The sequence below is a fragment of the Acidovorax sp. FG48 genome (assembly GCF_057809085.1).
Window position 1 is genome coordinate 64,960 of the sequence record NZ_JBMDJH010000005.1, and the last position, 17,074, is coordinate 82,033.

Below are 17,074 nucleotides of genomic sequence, written 5' to 3' on the forward strand. Positions count from 1 at the left end.
CGCATGTTCGACTAGCGCATGCCGGGGTTTTTACTGAAATTCCCGCTCACGCAGCCATTTGGTGGCAATCCATTTATCCCCGGCGATCACGGGGGCGCCGCCATGCAGGGTGCGGGTGGACGGGTGCGGGCGCTCGTAGCTGAAGAACACCGCGTTGCCACGCTGCGGCGCCACCTCCAGGTGCACGTCGGGGAAGGTGGTGCCGCCGCCCTTGTCGGGCGTGTTCAGATACATCACCAGCGTGCCCACACGCTGGCCGCCGCGTTTGATGATGCTGGGCGTGCCAGGCTCGGCGGGGTCAAAGTAGTCGTAGTGGGGTTTGTATTCGGCACCCGGGCGATAGTGCAGCACCTGCAGGCCTTCGCCGTTTTCGATGGGCCACTGGAGCAGCCGCGCGATGCGCTCTTCGATGCGCTGGATCAGCGGGCTTTGGCCGCGCTGGAAGAACATGCCGTCGCTGGTGCGGTCGGCGTTGATCTCTTCGCCGCCGGTCTTGGTGGCCACGGTGAGCGAGCGTGCCATGCGGGGCTCTGCGGCGGCGATCAGGGCATCACACTCCTCCGGCGAAAGCAGGTTGCCAAACACCACGATGCGCGGCTGCGCCATGGCCAGCAGCACATTCACGATGCGATCGCCGCAGTCCACCTGGGCGGGGGATTCATCCAACCGGGGCTCGGGCACCGGCACGGCCGAGGGCAGGCCCTGCTGCACGGCCAGGTCGTTCAGGTGCTCCTGCAGCGTGATCTCCAGCGCGTCGGCGGCCACGTCCTCGTCCCAGCCTGCGTCGCGCATGGATTGCAGCACCACAGGCGCGGCGTAGCCCGCCTGCGCCTGCTCAATGATCCAGCGGCGCAGCTCGGGCGTGATGGCCTGCCGCGCTGCGCTGGGGCGCTGGGTGCTGGTGGTCGTGCCGTCCGGGTGCTGGTCAGAACGCAATGTCATGGCGGTCCTTCAACAAGAAAGAACAGGGGAGGAGTGTTTATAAGGCCGGCGGGGCCTTGCGCCGGAAGACCAGGCGCTCGGGCGTGGAGGAGGCCGGGGCAAAGGCATAGCCGTCCAGATCAAATCCTTCGAGCTGGTGGGGTGTGGCAAGGCGGTGGGTGATGGCATAGCGCGCCATCAGGCCGCGTGCGCGCTTGGCAAAGAAGCTAATGATCTTGTAGTTGCCGCCCTTCCAGTCCTCGAACACGCATTCGATCACGCGCGCCTTGAGCACCTTGCGGTCCACGGCCTTGAAGTATTCCTGCGACGCCAGGTTGACCACCACCGGCGTGGTGTCCGCGCGCAGCCGGGTGTTGAGGTGCTCGGCAATCTGGCGGCCCCAGAACTGGTAGAGGTTGCTGCCCGCGCCAGTGGCCAGGCGCGTGCCCATCTCCAGGCGGTAGGGCTGCATGCGGTCCAACGGCCGCAGCACGCCGTACAGGCCGCTCAGGATGGCGACATGGCTCTGGGCCCAGTCCAGGTCGTCAGCGCTCAGGCTGCGGGCCTGCAGCCCCTCGTACACGTCGCCATTGAAGGCCAGCACCGCCTGGCGTGAGTTATGGGCCGTGAAGCGGGGCCGCCAGGCCTGGTAGCGCGCCACGTTCAGCGCCGCGAGCGTGTCGCTCAGTTCCATCAGCGACGCAATCTGCTGCGGCGACTGCTCGCGCAGCACCTCGATGAGGGCCGTGGACTGCGGCACAAACTGCGGTGTGGTGTGGGGCAGGCCTTCGGGAACGGGCGTCTCGTAGTCGAGCGATTTGGCGGGAGACAGCAGGAACAGCATGGGGCGGAGGGTCCGTGGATCTCGGGTGTGCGGCTTGGGGCGGGGCGTGGACGGTGTGGGCAGCGGGCTGCACTGCGGCACCGGCGAACCGAAATGGTACCTGCTGATAGGCTGCCTCCGGCCGCTTGCGGGTATTGGCGCCAAGGGCCGTGCACACTCGGCGGCCCCAAAAAAAGAAGGCGGCCTGAGCCGCCTTCTGGGTGATGGCTACAGCCCTGGGGCAGCAGCCATTGCAGCGCATCAGGCTGCAGGGGGCTGCTCAAATGGCAGCGCCATGGCCGACAGGTCGCGGCGGGTTTCCACCAGCACCAGCGGGCCTTCGTCCAGCACCACCGCTGGTGGGCGCTCGCGGGGCACGCGGATGGGCTTGGGCTCGGCCGCGATGGCGGCCTGCACGGCCGCAATCTTGTCTGCGTCCGAGTTCACCCACTGCAGGCCCGATGCGGCAGCGACTTGCTGCAGTTCATCGATGGGCAGCGTGAACGCCTGCACGCGCGGCAGGCCCTTGGCGGGCGCTGCAGGCGCCGGTGCCGCAGCTGCCGGAGCGGGTGCCGCGATCGGAGCCGGTGCGGCCACGGGGGCGGCAGCGGGGGCTGCAACAGGCGCTGGAACAGCTACAGGTTCGGTAGCCGCTGCGACTGGCGCTGCGGCCACAGGGGCAGCCACCGGTGCCACAGGCTCTGCGGCGGGCGTGTTGTTGCTGAAGTAGCTGCGGCGTGGCGCTTCGTCCTGTGCCGGGGCGGGCTCGGCCTGGGTGGGGTCGAAGTCCAGCATGGCGGGTGCAGCGGCTTCGGCGTTGCCGTTGGCGTCGCGTGGGCCACGCTCGCCACGTTCGCGGCGGTCACGGCCGTAGCGGTCGCGGGAGCGGCGCTCGCGGCGTTGCTCTTCGCTGGCGCCATTGCCATTGCCGTTGGCGGGTGCGTCGTTGCCACTCAGGTCCAGGTCTGGCAGCGAGGCCAGGGGCGCGGTGTCGGCAAAGTCGCCGGCAGCGGCCGGGGCTGCTGCCTCCTGGGCCTCGACCGCACGGGGAGCGCGTTCACCACGCTCGCCACGGTTGCCACCGCGATCACCGCGTTCGCGGCGCGGGCCGCGTTCGCCACGGGGTTGCTGGGCGGGTTGGCCTTCTGCACCACCGGTGTTGCCAGCGTTGGGGCCTTCCACCTGAGCGGTTGCGGCGTTGGCGTTGTCACCGTTCGTGCCAGCGTTCAGGTTGCGCGGCTCGCTGTCGCGGCGGCCACGGCCCCCTTCACGGCCTTCGCCGCGTCCGTTGCGGCCACCGTCACGGACTTCGCCCTCGGGGCGGCGCTCTGCGTCGCGGGGGGCGCGGCCTTCGGCCGAGCGTTCACCACGGCGGCCACGGCTTTCACCGGTGCTGCCTTCGCGGTTGCCGTCACGTGGTGCGCCTTCGCGCTGACCGTCACGGTTGCCGTCGCGGCCACCACGGCGGCCACGGCTTTCACCGTTGCGGCCTTCGCGGCGGGGTTCGCCACGGCCGGTGGTTTCGGCCGCGGCCGGTGCGGCGGCTGGCGCAGCCGTTGCCACCGGGGCGGGTGCTGCGGGGGCGCTGCCAAAGCCGAACAGGCTCTTGAGCCAGGCGAAGAAGCCTTGCTCCTGCGGCGCGGGGGCGACAGGCGCCGGAGCGGCCACGGGGGCAGGTGCAGGGGCTGCATGGGCTGCGGGGCGCTGGCCGCCACGGGGTGGGCGTGCGGCGCCTTCGGGGCGGGGCTCGGCCACGGGGGCGGGTGCGTCAGGCAGCACGCCCTTGATCACCGGGGTCTGCTTGTTGGTGGGCTCCTGCGAGCGGCGCGTGACAGACGTCGGGTCTTCCACTTCTTCGGCGAGCTTGTAGCTGGCTTCGATGTGGTCCAGGCGCGGGTCGTCGTGCTTGAGGCGCTCCAGGCGGTAGTTGGGGGTTTCCAGCGTCTTGTTGGGAACCATCAGCACGGCCACGCGTTGCTTGAGTTCGATCTTGGCGATCTCGGTGCGCTTTTCGTTCAGCAGGAACGAGGCCACTTCCACCGGCACCTGGCAGTGCACGGCGGCGGTGTTGTCCTTCATCGACTCTTCTTGAATGATGCGCAGGATCTGCAGCGCCGACGATTCGGTGTCACGGATATGGCCTGAGCCACCGCAGCGGGGGCAGGGGATGGACGAGCCTTCGGACAGCGCAGGCTTCAGGCGCTGGCGGCTCATTTCCATGAGGCCGAACTTGCTGATGGTGCCGAACTGCACGCGGGCGCGGTCTTGGCGCAGCGCATCGCGCAGGCGGTTCTCGACCTCACGGCGGTTCTTCGACTCTTCCATGTCGATGAAGTCGATCACGATCAGGCCGCCCAGGTCGCGCAGGCGCATCTGGCGGGCCACTTCATCGGCGGCTTCCAGGTTGGTGCGGGTGGCAGTTTCCTCGATGTCGCCGCCCTTGATGGCGCGGGCCGAGTTCACGTCCACGGACACCAGTGCTTCGGTGTGGTCGATCACGATGGCGCCGCCCGAGGGCAGGCTCACGGTGCGGGCGTAGGCCGACTCGATCTGGTGCTCGATCTGGAAGCGGCTGAATAGGGCGGCGTCGTCGCGGTAGCGCTTCACGCGGGCAGCATGCTCGGGCATGACGTGCGCCATGAACTGCTGCGCCTGTTCGTAGATGTCGTCGGTATCGATGAGGATGTCACCGATGTCGTTGTTGAAGTAGTCGCGGATCGCGCGGATGACGAGCGACGATTCCTGGTAGATCAGGAAGGCGCCCTTGCCGCCCTTGGCGGCGCCATCGATGGCGTTCCAGAGCTTGAGCAGGTAGTTCAGGTCCCACTGCAGCTCTGGCGCGGTGCGGCCGATGCCAGCGGTGCGCGCAATGATGGACATGCCGTTGGGGTACTCCAGCTGGTCCATCGCCTCCTTGAGTTCGGCACGGTCCTCGCCCTCAATGCGGCGCGACACGCCGCCACCCCGGGGGTTGTTGGGCATCAGAACCACATAGCGGCCGGCCAGGCTGATGAAGGTGGTCAGGGCTGCGCCCTTGTTGCCGCGCTCTTCCTTTTCGACCTGGACCAGCAGCTCCTGGCCTTCCTTGATGACTTCGTTGATGCGCGCCTGGCTGGGCGAAACGCCAGGGGCGAAGTACTGGCGCGAGATTTCCTTGAACGGCAGGAAGCCATGGCGGTCTTCGCCGTAGTCGACAAAGCAGGCTTCCAGCGAGGGCTCGACGCGCGTGACGACGGCCTTGTAGATGTTGCCCTTGCGCTGCTCGCGCCCTTCAATCTCGATTTCGTAGTCGAGGAGCTTTTGTCCGTCGACGATGGCCAGGCGCCGTTCTTCGGGCTGCGTGGCGTTGATGAGCATCCGCTTCATGATGCGATTCCTTCAGTGTGTTGCGGACAGCAGCGGTGCAACCATCCCTCTCAGCGGGGAAAGCTGCGCGGGCTGCCGCCCACAGTTCCAAACCATTAACAACAAGCTCTACAGGAGCTGTGAATGCCTGGACTGACGCATCGAAACGAAGGGAATTGCCGGGAATGCCAATGATCTGCCGCGCTCTAGCGCAGCATCGTGAGGCAGGGGCGCGTGGATGGGGGCGAGTGGTAGGAGCGCAGTTTTGCTAGCAAAAAAGTAGCTGATTGCGCTTGCTGGCTGGGCGCTAGAGCCGAATAGGAGCGTGCAGCCGGGGGCATCAGCCACCGCCACAAGGTCACCATCCAGCTCATCAACAACCACATGCTCGCTTTGATCCGCTGGCAGGCTGCGCCCGGGTAGGGAGCATCTGCCAGCTGGGGGATTCCGTATCAGTGTTTCAATCTGTCAGCCCGCCGCACGGCATGCGGGCCACCACAGGCATCTGGCCTGCAATCTGCGCGCACGACGCCCGCTGGCATCGACCTGCCTGCGTGAGGGGCAAGGGCTGTGTGGACTAAACTCCAGACAAATCAACCACTTACATAACAACGCGCAGGTGAAACACATTATAGGGGCCAAACCGCCCGCAGCTTCTGCGGGGCTTCCCGCAGCCCGCCTGGTGGAAGTGGATGCTGACTCCGCCGGCCAGCGGCTCGATAACTTTTTGATACGCCACCTGAAAGGTGTGCCAAAAACGCACGTCTACCGCATCATCCGCAGCGGCGAGGTGCGCATCAACAAAGGCCGCGTGAGTGCCGACACCCGCGTCGAGGCGGGTGACATCGTGCGACTGCCGCCTGTCCGGATTTCAGACAAGGTCGCCGAAAAGGCCGAGCGCCCGGCGCCCGCACGCGAATTTCCCATCCTGCTCGAAGACGAGCACCTGATCGCCATCGACAAACCGGCCGGTGTGGCGGTGCACGGCGGCAGCGGTGTGAGCTTCGGCGTGATCGAGCAACTGCGCCAGGCGCGCCCGGCCTCCAAATTCCTGGAGCTGGTGCACCGGCTGGACCGCGAAACCTCCGGCATCCTGCTGGTGGCCAAGAAGCGGTCAGCACTCACTCACCTGCAGGACCAGTTCCGAGAGCGCGAGACGGGCAAAACCTATCTGGCGCTGGTCACGGGCGCCTGGCCGGCCAACAAGAAGGTCATCGACCTGCCGCTGCACAAATATCTGCAGGCCGACGGCGAACGCCGCGTGCGCGTGACCACCGCCGACGACCCGGATGGCATGCGCTCCATCACCCTGGTCAAGGTGCGCAGCACGGCAGCGGCCCGGCCGGAACAGGGCCTGCCCGCGATGTCGCTGCTGGAGGTGACCATCAAGACCGGCCGCACCCACCAGATCCGTGTGCACCTGGCCAGCCAGGGGCACGCCATCGTGGGCGACGACAAATACGGCGATTTCGATCTCAACAAACGACTGCAGAAGCAGGGGATGAAGCGCATGTTTCTGCATGCCTGGCGGTTACAGTTCAACCACCCCGCCTCGGGCGAGCGTGTGCAGCTGATTGCCGAGCTGCCGCCCGAGCTGGCTGATTTTGTGCCCACCGCCTGACGATCCTGCGCGAAAAAACTTCTGCTTCCATGTCCGCCAAAAACTTCCGTCCGCGCCGCTTCGACCTCATCGCCTTTGACTGGGACGGCACGCTGTTCGATTCCACCGCCATCATCGTGCGCTGCATCCAGGCGGCGGTGCGCGACGTGGGCGGCACCGTGCCCACCGACAAGGAGGCTGCCTACGTGATCGGCATGGGCCTGATGCAGGCGCTGGCCCATGCGGCGCCCGATGTGCCGCCCGAGAAGTACACCGAGCTGGGCAACCGCTATCGCTTTCACTACATCCAGCACCAGGACGACCTGAGCCTGTTCGACGGCGTGTTGCCCTTGCTGAACGACCTGCGCGAGCGCGGCCACCTGCTGGCCGTGGCCACCGGCAAAAGCCGGCGCGGGCTGGACGAGGCGCTGCACACGGTTCAACTCAAGGGCGTATTCGACGGCTCCCGCACCGCAGACCAGACCGCTGGCAAGCCCCACCCCCTGATGCTGCAGGAGCTGATGGCCGAATTTGACGTGGCGCCTGAGCGTCTCTTGATGATCGGCGACACCACGCACGACCTGCAGATGGCTGTCAACGCGGGCTGCGCGAGTGTGGGGGTGAGCTATGGGGCCCATGAACCCGACGCCTTCCATGCGCTCCAGCCGCTGGCGGTGGCCCATTCGGTGCGCGAACTGCACGACTGGCTGCTGAACAACGCCTAACGCTGGGCCGTGAAGCGGAGCAAGCCATGAACACGTCGCCCGAGCAGTCCTTCGCTTTGTGCAACAGCGCCGACCTCGTCGATGGGGGGCGGGCCGTGCCGTTTGATGTCGTGTACGCGGGCCAGACCTGCCGGGCCTTTGCAATCCGCTACCAGGGCCTGCCACACGCCTACCTCAATCGCTGCACCCATGTGGCGATGGAGATGGACTACCAGCCCGACCGCTTTTTTGACGACACGGGCCACTGGCTGTTGTGCGCGACCCACGGCGCGGCTTATTTGCCCCACACCGGCCAGTGCGCGGGCGGACCCTGCCGGGGTGGACTGGTGAAAATTGCCCTGTCGGAGAGGGATGGCGTGGTGCGCTGGCATACTGCCTACAACCTGCAGCCCGTAGAGTTCTAGAAAATCCAGATGAATTACCCTGATGTGCTGTCGCCTGGTTCCGTCCGGCACGGCGCGCGGGCTGCAGCGGTGCAGTTCCCAGGACGCATGACATGACAGACCCCCAACAGCCCGGTTCGTCGGGCTTTGACCCCAAAACCAATTCCGCGCCCGATCTGTGGGCGCAAGCAGCTACAAATTCAGGAGCACCTGTGAGCGACTCATCGCGTGAACCCGGCTGGGAACGTGCCACGCTGGAAAAGCTGGCCTTTGCTGCCCTCAATGAGCAACGCAGCGCCCGCCGCTGGAAGATTTTTTTCCGCCTGGCCTGGCTGGCCCTGCTGGCGGCGATTGCGTTTGCCGCCTTGCGCCAGGCGTCGCCCAGCACCAGCACCAGCACGCCGCACACAGCGGTGGTGGACATCAAGGGCGAAATCGCCAGCGGTGCCGAGGCCAGTGCCGAGTTTGTGGTGGCCGCCATGCGCAGCGCGCTGGAAGACGAGGGTTCGCAGGCCTTGGTGCTGTTGATCAACTCGCCGGGCGGCAGCCCCGTGCAGGCGGGGATCATCAACGACGAGATCGTGCGCCTGAAGGCCAAGCACAAGAAACCGATCTACGCCGTGGTGGAAGAAACCTGCGCCTCGGCCGCCTACTACATCGCTGCCGCTGCCGACGACATCTACGTGGACAAGGCCAGCATCGTGGGCAGCATCGGCGTGCTGATGGATGGCTTCGGCTTCACTGGCACCATGGAAAAGCTGGGTGTGGAACGCCGCCTGCTCACCGCCGGTGAAAACAAAGGCTTTCTCGACCCCTTCAGCCCGCAGACCGAAAAGCAGCGCGCCTACGCGCAGACCATGCTGGACCAGATCCACCAGCAGTTCATCGCCGTGGTGAAGGCCGGGCGGGGTGACCGCCTCAAGACCACGCCCGACACCTTCAGCGGCTTGTTCTGGACAGGCCAGCAGGCCGTGGAGATGGGCCTGGCTGACAAGCTGGGCAACCTGGACTATGTGGCGCGCGAAGTGGTCAAGGCCGAAGACATCATCGACTACACCCGCCGCGACAACGTGGCCGAGCGCTTGGCCAAGCGCTTTGGCGCTGCCGTGGGCATGGGCGCGGTCAAGTCGCTGGCTGTATCGGGGCCGCAGCTGCGCTGACCTTCGCCTGGAAGGCGCTCGGGGAGCTTGATCATTCGCACGAGCCCTTGAATTGACCGGATATGTGTATCCAAAGCCCCGGCAGAGGTTTCTGCTGGGGCTTTTTTGTGGGCCCTCGTTGCGCTGCATCTGGCGCCTGTGCGAGGCCGTTGTGCAGCGTTTTGAGGTGTTCTCGGGCGAATGCGATAGTGAAATATGTCTGAAATGCTCCTAAGGTTATAGCATTTCAGGCGCCACGTGCGTCCCGTGCCGCCTCGTGCCTGTCTCAGCGCCCCAGCGCAAACACCACGGGTGTGCGGTTGTCCGGTGGCGCGGGCTGTTGCTTCCACTGGCGCACCAGTTGGCTTTGCACCCGCGCGTCGGGCAGGGTCAGGCCGCTGGCCAGCGCCAGCCGGGTGTGCGGCTGCAGCGTCTGCACCAGGGCCTGCCACAGGGCAGGGTTGCGGTACGGGGTTTCGATGAACAGCTGGGTCTGGCCCGTGCGTAGCGCCAGGCCCTCCAGCTCCTTGATGCGCTGTGTGCGCTCTTGCCCGTCTTGCGGCAGGTAGCCGACAAAGGCGAAGTTTTGGCCGTTGAGGCCGCTGGCCGCCAGCGCCAGCAGCAGAGACACCGGCCCGACCAGTGGCACCACGCGCAGGCCCAGGTCGTGCGCAGCCCGCACCACCGACGAGCCGGGGTCGGCCACGGCGGGCATGCCCGCTTCGCTGACCAGTCCGACATCGTGCCCGTTCAGCGCAGCAGCCAGCAGCGGGCGGGCGTCGAACGGGGCCGAGCCCTTGTCGCCGTGGTCGCCTTTCTTGTGCACCTCGCGTGGCAACTCGGTGATCTGCTGTTGCTGCAGGGACAGGGCCAGGGGGTACAGCGCGTCAATCCGCTTCAGGTAAGCGCGTGTGCTTTTGGCGTTTTCGCACACCCAGTGGGTCAGGCGGGCGGCTGTTTGCAGGGTGGCAGAGGGCAATGCATCTTGCAGCGGGGCCTGGGTGTCGCAGCCAAAGTCCAGGGGGGCAGGCACAAGATACAGCGTGCCGGATTTGACGCTCATGGCAGCACCAGCCCTGCTGCGCGCAGCATGCGGCATGTGCGGATCAGTGGCAGCCCGATGAGCGCCGTGGGGTCATCGCTGTGGATGGCGTCCAGCAGTGCAATGCCCAGGCCTTCGCTCTTGGCGCTGCCTGCGCAGTCGTAGGGCTGTTCGGCGCGCAGGTAACGTTCGATTTCCTCGTCCGACAGGTCGCGGAACTTCACCTCCACGGGGGCGAGGTCCACCTGCTCAAAGCCGGTGGCGGCGCACACCACGGCCAGCGCGGTCTGGAACACCACCGTCTGGCCGCGCATCTCGCGCAACTGCTGCACGGCGCGCTCGTGCTGGCCCGGTTTGCCCAGCGGCTCTCCGGCCAGGTCGGCCACCTGGTCGGACCCGATCACCACCGCTTCGGGGTGCTGCCGTGCCACAGCTTTCGCTTTAGCCAGCGCCAGGCGCAAGGCCAGGGCGCGGGGCGCCTCGCCGGGCAGGGGGGTTTCATCGACATGGGGGGCGGTCACTTCGAAAGGCAGGTTCAGCCGTTCCAGCAATTCGCGCCGGTAGCGCGAGGTCGAGCCCAATACCAGAGGGCGTTGCGAGGAGGGGGATTGATGCATGCGCCGATTCTCTTACACTGCCGCCATGACCAAGGAATTCTCCGCACAGCGCCTCGACGTGAAAGCCTTTGCACAGGCGGGCGGTCGGCTGGCGGGCCACGACTCGCTGTTGAAGTACGAACGCCTGGCGCAAGAGGCCAAAGGCCTGCACCCGGACCTGCTGGTGGACTGGGAGGCGACCGGTGAAATACGCACCGCGCTAGGCGGAATGGGGCAGGTCTGGTTGCACATCAAGGTACGCGCCAGCTTCCCTATGGAGTGCCAGCGCTGCCTGACGCCGGTAGACGTCCCGCTGGAGGTGGATCGGGAGTTCCGCTTCGTGGCCGATGAAGCCACGGCCGAGGCCCTGGACGATGAGAGCGAAGAAGACCTGCTGGCCCTGAGCCGCGAGTTTGATTTGCACGAGCTCATCGAAGACGAATTGCTGATGGCCTTGCCCGTGGTGCCCAAACATGACGAGTGCCCGACCTCGGTGCCTCTGGCGTCTTCTGACGACGATTTTGAAGAAGCCAATGCCGAAAAACCCAACCCGTTCGCTGCCTTGGCCGCTTTGCGCAAGGACGCCAAAGACTGATTGGCGGGCCCAAAAAGCATTTGGGTTATAATCGTGGGCTTCACGCGAACCCCATCGTGTCTTTTTGGGCTGATCGCGTTTTTACCAACCTATTCCAGATCAGGAGCCATCATGGCCGTTCAGCAAAACAAAAAGTCCCCTTCCAAGCGCGGTATGCACCGCTCGCACAATGCCCTGAATGTGCCAGGCATTGCTGTGGAACCCACTACCGGTGAAACGCACCTGCGTCACCACATCAGCCCCAACGGTTTCTACCGTGGCCGTCAGGTGCTGAAGAACAAGTCTGAAGCCTGACCTTCACTCCATCCAAAGGCCCGTTGCTACACACCCTGTAGCGCGGGCCTTTGTTTTGACCGTCGTATTCATTTCTCGGCCCTTCGGGCCGACCGGACAAGTCGCCCATGATCACACTGGCTGTTGACTGCATGGGGGGCGACCACGGCCCCCGCGTCACGCTCGCGGCGTGCCGCCAGTTTCTCGACCACCACCCGGATGCCCGCCTGCTGCTAGTTGGCCTGGCGGATAGCCTGCAATCGTTTTCCCACGACCGAGCCACCATCGTGCCAGCTACCGAAGTGGTGGCCATGGACGATCCGGTGGAGGTGGCTTTGCGCAAGAAGAAGGATTCTTCGATGCGGGTTGCCATCCAGCAGGTCAAGGACGGCGCTGCATCGGCGGCGGTGTCTGCCGGCAATACCGGGGCCCTGATGGCCATTGCCCGGTACCTTCTCAAGACGCTGGACGGCATCGACCGGCCCGCCATCGCCACCCAGATGCCCAACGCCACCGGCGGTGCCACAACCGTCCTGGATCTGGGCGCTAATGTCGATTGCTCGGCCGAACATCTGCTTCAGTTTGCCGTGATGGGCTCTGCCCTGGTGTCGGTTCTTCAAGAGGGGGGTGAGCCCACGGTGGGCCTGCTGAACATTGGTGAAGAAGTCATTAAAGGCAGTGAAGTAATCAAAAAAGCTGGTGAATTGCTGCGGTCTGCGGCCAATTCCGGCGACTTGAACTTCTATGGCAATGTTGAGGGCAACGATATCTTCAAGGGTACGGTGGATATCGTGGTCTGTGACGGTTTCGTGGGCAATGTGGCCCTCAAGGCCAGCGAAGGTGTGGCCTCGATGATCATCGGGGCGCTCAAAACCGAGTTTTCGCGCCACATTTTTACCAAAATGGCTGCCATCGTCGCTTATCCGATTCTAAAAGCGTTGATGAAGCGCATGGATTATCGTCGTTACAACGGTGCGGCGCTGCTGGGCCTGCGCGGGCTGGTGTTCAAGAGCCACGGATCGGCAGACGCCATGGCTTTCGAGCAGGCGTTGAACCGGGCGTATGATGCAGCCCGCAACAACCTGCTCGACCGTGTCCGGACCCGGATTGCGCATGCGGCGCCCCTGCTGGCGCCTGCAGATGCCCAGCCCCAGCCTGGCGTTGCGGCGACCCCACAATAATGAGACGTTATTCCCGCATTACCGGCACCGGCAGCTACCTGCCCCCACGCCGGTTGACCAACGCCGATCTGGTCGCAGAACTGGGCCAGCGCGGCATCGAAACCTCGGATGAATGGATTGTGGAGCGCACCGGCATTCGGGCGCGCCACTTTGCCGCGCCGGATGTCACCGCCAGCGACCTCGGTTTGGAGGCTGCGCGCAACGCCTTGCAGGCCGCCAATCTGCAGCCCACTGACATTGATCTGATCATCGTGGCCACGTCCACGCCAGACATGGTGTTCCCGTCGGTCGCCTGTATTTTGCAGAACAAGCTGGGCGCCAATGGTTGCCCTGCTTTCGATGTGCAGGCGGTCTGCAGCGGGTTTGTTTATGCCCTGTCGGTGGCGGACTCCATGATCCAGACCGGTGCAGCCAACCGCGCCCTGGTGATTGGCGCCGAAGTTTTCAGCCGCATTCTGGACTTCAACGACCGCACTACCTGTGTGTTGTTCGGGGATGGCGCGGGCGCTGTGGTGCTGGAGGCCTCTGACACACCGGGCATTCTGTCGAGCGACTTGCACGCCGACGGCAAGCATGTGGATATTTTGTGTGTGCCCGGCAATGTGTCTGGCGGCAAGGTGCTTGGCGACCCGGTCCTCAAGATGGACGGGCAGGCGGTCTTCAAGCTGGCAGTCGGTGTGCTGGAGAAAGCGGCCCACGCGGCCTTGGCCAAGGCCGGGCTGACTGAGGCCGATATCGATTGGCTGATTCCGCACCAGGCCAACATCCGCATCATGCAGGGCACTGCCCGCAAACTGAAGATGTCCATGGACAAGGTCGTGGTCACGGTGGACCAGCACGGCAATACCTCGGCGGCGTCCATTCCTCTGGCTCTGGACCACGCGGTGCGCGCCGGTCAGGTCAAGAAAGGCGAAACCCTGCTGCTCGAAGGCGTGGGCGGCGGCTTCACCTGGGGCGCCGTGCTCCTGAAGTTGTAGCTGCTAGCGCAATAGGTACTAGCGCTACCGGCCAGTTTCATCATATTTCTGGATTTTTCATGAAGTCTTTTGCATTTGTCTTTCCTGGGCAAGGCTCGCAATCGGTGGGCATGCTGGATGGCTGGGGTGACCACCCGGTGGTGGCTCAGACCCTGAAGGAAGCCTCGGATGCCTTGGGCGAAGATGTTGGCCTGCTGATCAAGGAAGGCCCCAAGGAAGCGTTGGCTCTCACCACCAACACCCAGCCGGTGATGCTGGTCGCGGGTGTGGCGGCATGGCGGGTGTGGCGCGCAGAAGGTGGCGCAGCCCCAGCGGCTGTGGCGGGGCATTCGCTGGGTGAATACTCCGCCCTGGTGGCGGCTGGTGTGCTGACGCTGGCGCAGGCGGCTCCGCTCGTGCGGTTGCGCGCAGCGGCCATGCAAGAGGCTGTGCCCGTCGGGACCGGAGCCATGGCCGCCATTCTGGGCATGGAGGCTTCCAAGGTCATCGCCGGTTGCGCCGAGGCATTGGCCTCGTTCGGCCCGGGCACGGCCGAAGTGGTGGAGGCTGTCAATTTCAACGACCCGATCCAGACCGTGATCGCTGGTACCAAGGCGGCGGTGGACAAGGCCTGCGAAGTGCTTAAGGCGGCGGGCGCCAAGCGTGCATTGCCCCTGCCGGTGTCGGCGCCTTTCCACTCCAGCCTGATGAAGCCGGCCGCTGAAAAGCTGCGTGTGGCGCTGGCAGACGTTGCCTTGGCTGCCCCCCAGATTCCGGTGGTCAACAACGTGGACGTGGCGGTGCAGCAGGACGCTGACGCCATTCGCGAAGCGCTCTATCGCCAGGCCTTCGGCCCCGTGCGCTGGGTGGAATGCGTGCATGCGCTCAAGGCGCGCGGTGTGACGCACATCATTGAATGTGGCCCCGGCAAGGTGCTGGCTGGCCTCACCAAACGCATCGACCCCGAACTGGTCGGTGCTGCATTGTTTGACTCGACCACGCTGGCCGAAACCCGGGAGTTGTTGGCATGACGGAATCGACCCAGACAGCGGCGCAAGTGGCGCTGGTGACCGGCGCATCGCGCGGCATTGGCGCGGCCATTGCCCTGGAATTGGCGGTGCGCGGCTACCAGGTGGTGGGCACGGCCACCACGGATGAAGGCGCTGCGCGCATCGGCCAGGCGCTCTCGGCTTACCCTGGCTGCCGGGGTGCCAACCTGAACGTGAACGATGTGGCTGCAGTCGAGGCCTTGATGGACGCCATCGTCAAGCAGCAAGGCGGCCTGCATGTCCTGGTGAACAACGCCGGCATCACGCGCGACACCTTGGCCATGCGCATGAAGGACGATGACTGGGATGCGGTGCTGGACACCAATCTCAAGGCCGTATTCCGCACAAGCCGTGCCGCTATTCGCCCGATGATGAAGCAGCGCTTTGGGCGCATCATCAGCATCACCAGCGTGGTGGGTGCGTCGGGCAATCCGGGGCAGGCCAACTATGCTGCGGCCAAGGCGGGTGTGGCGGGCATGACGCGTGCACTGGCCCGTGAGTTGGGCAGCCGCAACATCACCGTGAACTGCGTGGCACCCGGTTTCATCGAGACCGACATGACCTCCGTGCTGCCCGAAGACCAGCAAAAAGCGCTCAATGCGCAGATCCCGCTGGGTCACATGGGCAAGCCTGCGGACATCGCACACGCGGTGGCCTACCTTGCCTCGCGCGAGGCGGGCTATGTGACGGGGCAGGAGTTGCACGTCAATGGCGGCATGTACATGTAATTAAGACAAGTTAACGCCGGTTCATCCGGACGGCGGGTCGTTTAGGGGCTTCTCCTTAAGCGGCTAGAATCGCGGATTCATTCACAACCCCCAGAGGGAAACCATGAGCGATATCGAAGCACGCGTCAAAAAAATCATTGCCGAACAACTCGGTGTGGAAGAGTCTCAAGTCACCAATGAAAAGGCCTTTGTGGCAGACCTCGGTGCCGACTCGCTCGACACGGTGGAACTGGTGATGGCTCTGGAAGACGAATTCGGCATCGAGATCCCGGACGAAGACGCCGAGAAGATCACCACGGTGCAAAACGCCATCGACTACGCCAACACCCACCAGAAGGCCTGAGCGGCGCCCTGCGCCTGACTCAAGCGATCAGCAGAAGGTTTTATACGCATGAGCCGTCGTCGCGTTGTCGTGACCGGCCTGGGTTGCGTCAGCCCCGTGGGTAACACGGTGGCCGATTCCTGGGCCAACCTCCTTGCCGGCCAATCCGGCATTGACCTCATCACCAAGTTCGACGCGTCGAACTTCGCCTGCAAGATTGCGGGAGAGGTCAAAGGTCTTGACCTGGAGTCGTACATCAGCGCCAAGGACGCGCGCGCGATGGACACCTTCATCCACTACGGCATTGCTGCCGCGGCGCAGGCCGTGCAGGACGCAGGGCTTCCCACAGGGGAAGCGCTCAGTGAGGAGTTCGCTACACGCATTGCCTGCGTGATCGGCTCCGGCATTGGCGGCCTGCCGCTGATCGAAGACACCCACGCCGAACTGGTCAGCCGTGGACCCCGGCGTATTACCCCATTTTTTGTCCCTGCGTCCATCATCAACATGGTGGCAGGGCATGTGTCCATGCGTTTTGGCTTCAAGGGCCCCAACCTTGCTGTTGTGACTGCCTGCACAACGGGCTTGCACTGCATTGGCGAGGCAGGACGCATGATCGAATACGGCGATGCCGACGTGGTTGTGGCTGGCGGGACCGAATCCACGGTTTCCCCGCTGGGCATTGGTGGGTTTGCCGCCATGCGCGCACTGTCCACCCGCAACGACGATCCCAAGACGGCATCCCGCCCGTGGGACAAGGACCGCGACGGTTTTGTGCTCGGCGAGGGCGCTGGCGTGATGGTGCTGGAAGAGTATGAGCACGCCAAGGCCCGAGGCGCCAAGATTTACGCTGAGCTCAGCGGCTTTGGCATGAGCGCAGATGCCGGGCACATGACTGCTCCCAACATGGACGGGCCTCGGCGCGCCATGCTCAGTGCGCTGCGCAATGCAGGGATCAATGTGGATCAGGTGGACTATCTCAATGCCCACGGCACGTCCACCCCCTTGGGCGACATCAACGAAACCAACGCGATCAAGGCGGCCTTGGGCGACCACGCCTACAAGACCGTGGTGAGCTCCACCAAATCTATGACGGGCCACTTGCTTGGTGGTGCGGGCGGTATTGAGAGCGTGTTCACCGTGCTCGCCCTGCACGAACAAAAAGTGCCACCCACCATCAACCTGTTCAACCAGGACCCGGAATGCGATCTGGACTACTGTGCCAACACGGCGCGGGACATGAAGATCGACGTGGCCGTCAAGAACAACTTCGGTTTTGGTGGTACCAACGGAACGCTGGTGTTTAAACGCGTCTGATTGGGCGCAGACATCACGGATTCGGTTGCAACAAGCATTGCCTATCCGCTTGCGACCGTCCTCCCAAAGGAGCATGGCGTCG

At 64.7% G+C, this 17,074-nt stretch carries 17 protein-coding genes; 12 read left to right on the top strand and 5 right to left on the bottom strand.

All coding sequences use genetic code 11. From position 1 onward, the window contains the following. Positions 1–30 precede the first annotated feature (30 nt). The 3 genes from ACODSU_RS09080 to ACODSU_RS09090 all read right to left on the bottom strand — a co-directional run bounded on the left by ACODSU_RS09080 (position 31) and on the right by ACODSU_RS09090 (position 5,110). On the bottom strand, positions 31–942 hold the full coding sequence (locus ACODSU_RS09080) for a 2OG-Fe(II) oxygenase (protein WP_488841831.1): 912 nt from the start codon (positions 940–942) through the stop codon (positions 31–33). Positions 943–979: 37 nt separating this feature from the next. Further along, positions 980–1,765: a peroxide stress protein YaaA gene (gene yaaA, locus ACODSU_RS09085; protein WP_476017180.1), complete on the bottom strand. Its 786-nt coding sequence runs from the start codon at positions 1,763–1,765 to the stop codon at positions 980–982. A 240-nt stretch (positions 1,766–2,005) separates the two neighbouring features. Next, entirely contained in the window at positions 2,006–5,110 is a 3,105-nt protein-coding gene (locus tag ACODSU_RS09090) for an Rne/Rng family ribonuclease (protein WP_488841833.1), read from the bottom strand. A gap of 598 nt (positions 5,111–5,708) precedes the next feature. Here ACODSU_RS09090 and ACODSU_RS09095 point away from each other — a divergent pair. From ACODSU_RS09095 to ACODSU_RS09110, 4 genes are all read left to right on the top strand, one after another. Beyond that, positions 5,709–6,710, top strand: a complete 1,002-nt coding sequence (locus ACODSU_RS09095; RefSeq protein WP_488841835.1) for an RluA family pseudouridine synthase — start codon at positions 5,709–5,711, stop codon at positions 6,708–6,710. A gap of 29 nt (positions 6,711–6,739) precedes the next feature. After that, on the top strand, positions 6,740–7,414 hold the full coding sequence (locus ACODSU_RS09100; RefSeq protein WP_488841837.1) for an HAD family hydrolase: 675 nt from the start codon (positions 6,740–6,742) through the stop codon (positions 7,412–7,414). Positions 7,415–7,440: 26 nt separating this feature from the next. Continuing rightward, positions 7,441–7,818: a Rieske (2Fe-2S) protein gene (locus tag ACODSU_RS09105; RefSeq protein WP_110959388.1), complete on the top strand. Its 378-nt coding sequence runs from the start codon at positions 7,441–7,443 to the stop codon at positions 7,816–7,818. A gap of 92 nt (positions 7,819–7,910) precedes the next feature. Further along, entirely contained in the window at positions 7,911–8,957 is a 1,047-nt protein-coding gene (locus ACODSU_RS09110) for a S49 family peptidase (RefSeq protein WP_015013182.1), read from the top strand. 265 nt (positions 8,958–9,222) lie between these two features. Here the strand turns inward: ACODSU_RS09110 and ACODSU_RS09115 are convergent, their stop codons facing one another. Both ACODSU_RS09115 and ACODSU_RS09120 read right to left on the bottom strand, forming a co-directional pair. Continuing rightward, the gene (locus tag ACODSU_RS09115) at positions 9,223–9,999 is read right to left on the bottom strand and encodes an SAM-dependent methyltransferase (protein ID WP_343734970.1); all 777 of its coding nucleotides are present in this window, start codon (positions 9,997–9,999) and stop codon (positions 9,223–9,225) included. Next, positions 9,996–10,595: a Maf family nucleotide pyrophosphatase gene (locus tag ACODSU_RS09120; protein ID WP_476017184.1), complete on the bottom strand. Its 600-nt coding sequence runs from the start codon at positions 10,593–10,595 to the stop codon at positions 9,996–9,998. The genes ACODSU_RS09115 and ACODSU_RS09120 overlap by 4 nt, the downstream gene beginning before the upstream one ends. 25 nt (positions 10,596–10,620) lie before the next feature. Here ACODSU_RS09120 and ACODSU_RS09125 point away from each other — a divergent pair, with 25 nt between their 5' ends. From ACODSU_RS09125 to fabF, 8 genes are all read left to right on the top strand, one after another. Next, entirely contained in the window at positions 10,621–11,169 is a 549-nt protein-coding gene (locus tag ACODSU_RS09125; protein ID WP_043565232.1) for a YceD family protein, read from the top strand. Between the two features lie 111 nt (positions 11,170–11,280). Then, a complete protein-coding gene (gene rpmF / locus ACODSU_RS09130) occupies positions 11,281–11,463 on the top strand; it encodes a 50S ribosomal protein L32 (RefSeq protein WP_005794249.1) in 183 nt (60 codons plus the stop codon). A gap of 107 nt (positions 11,464–11,570) precedes the next feature. Then, the gene (gene plsX / locus ACODSU_RS09135) at positions 11,571–12,623 is read left to right on the top strand and encodes a phosphate acyltransferase PlsX (RefSeq protein ID WP_476017185.1); all 1,053 of its coding nucleotides are present in this window, start codon (positions 11,571–11,573) and stop codon (positions 12,621–12,623) included. Then, a complete protein-coding gene (locus ACODSU_RS09140) occupies positions 12,623–13,600 on the top strand; it encodes a beta-ketoacyl-ACP synthase III (RefSeq protein ID WP_110959384.1) in 978 nt (325 codons plus the stop codon). Before plsX ends, ACODSU_RS09140 begins: the two co-directional genes overlap by 1 nt. Positions 13,601–13,659: 59 nt before the next feature. Next, positions 13,660–14,610, top strand: a complete 951-nt coding sequence (gene fabD / locus ACODSU_RS09145; protein WP_488841841.1) for an ACP S-malonyltransferase — start codon at positions 13,660–13,662, stop codon at positions 14,608–14,610. After that, positions 14,607–15,356 carry a 3-oxoacyl-ACP reductase FabG gene (gene fabG, locus ACODSU_RS09150; protein ID WP_488841843.1) on the top strand — a complete coding sequence of 250 codons (750 nt, stop codon included), beginning with the start codon at positions 14,607–14,609 and terminating at the stop codon, positions 15,354–15,356. The genes fabD and fabG overlap by 4 nt, the downstream gene beginning before the upstream one ends. Before the next feature lie 103 nt (positions 15,357–15,459). After that, entirely contained in the window at positions 15,460–15,699 is a 240-nt protein-coding gene (gene acpP / locus ACODSU_RS09155; protein WP_003058049.1) for an acyl carrier protein, read from the top strand. A 48-nt stretch (positions 15,700–15,747) separates the two neighbouring features. Next, positions 15,748–16,992: a beta-ketoacyl-ACP synthase II gene (fabF, locus tag ACODSU_RS09160; RefSeq protein ID WP_209817182.1), complete on the top strand. Its 1,245-nt coding sequence runs from the start codon at positions 15,748–15,750 to the stop codon at positions 16,990–16,992. The last annotated feature ends 82 nt before the right edge of the window (positions 16,993–17,074 follow it).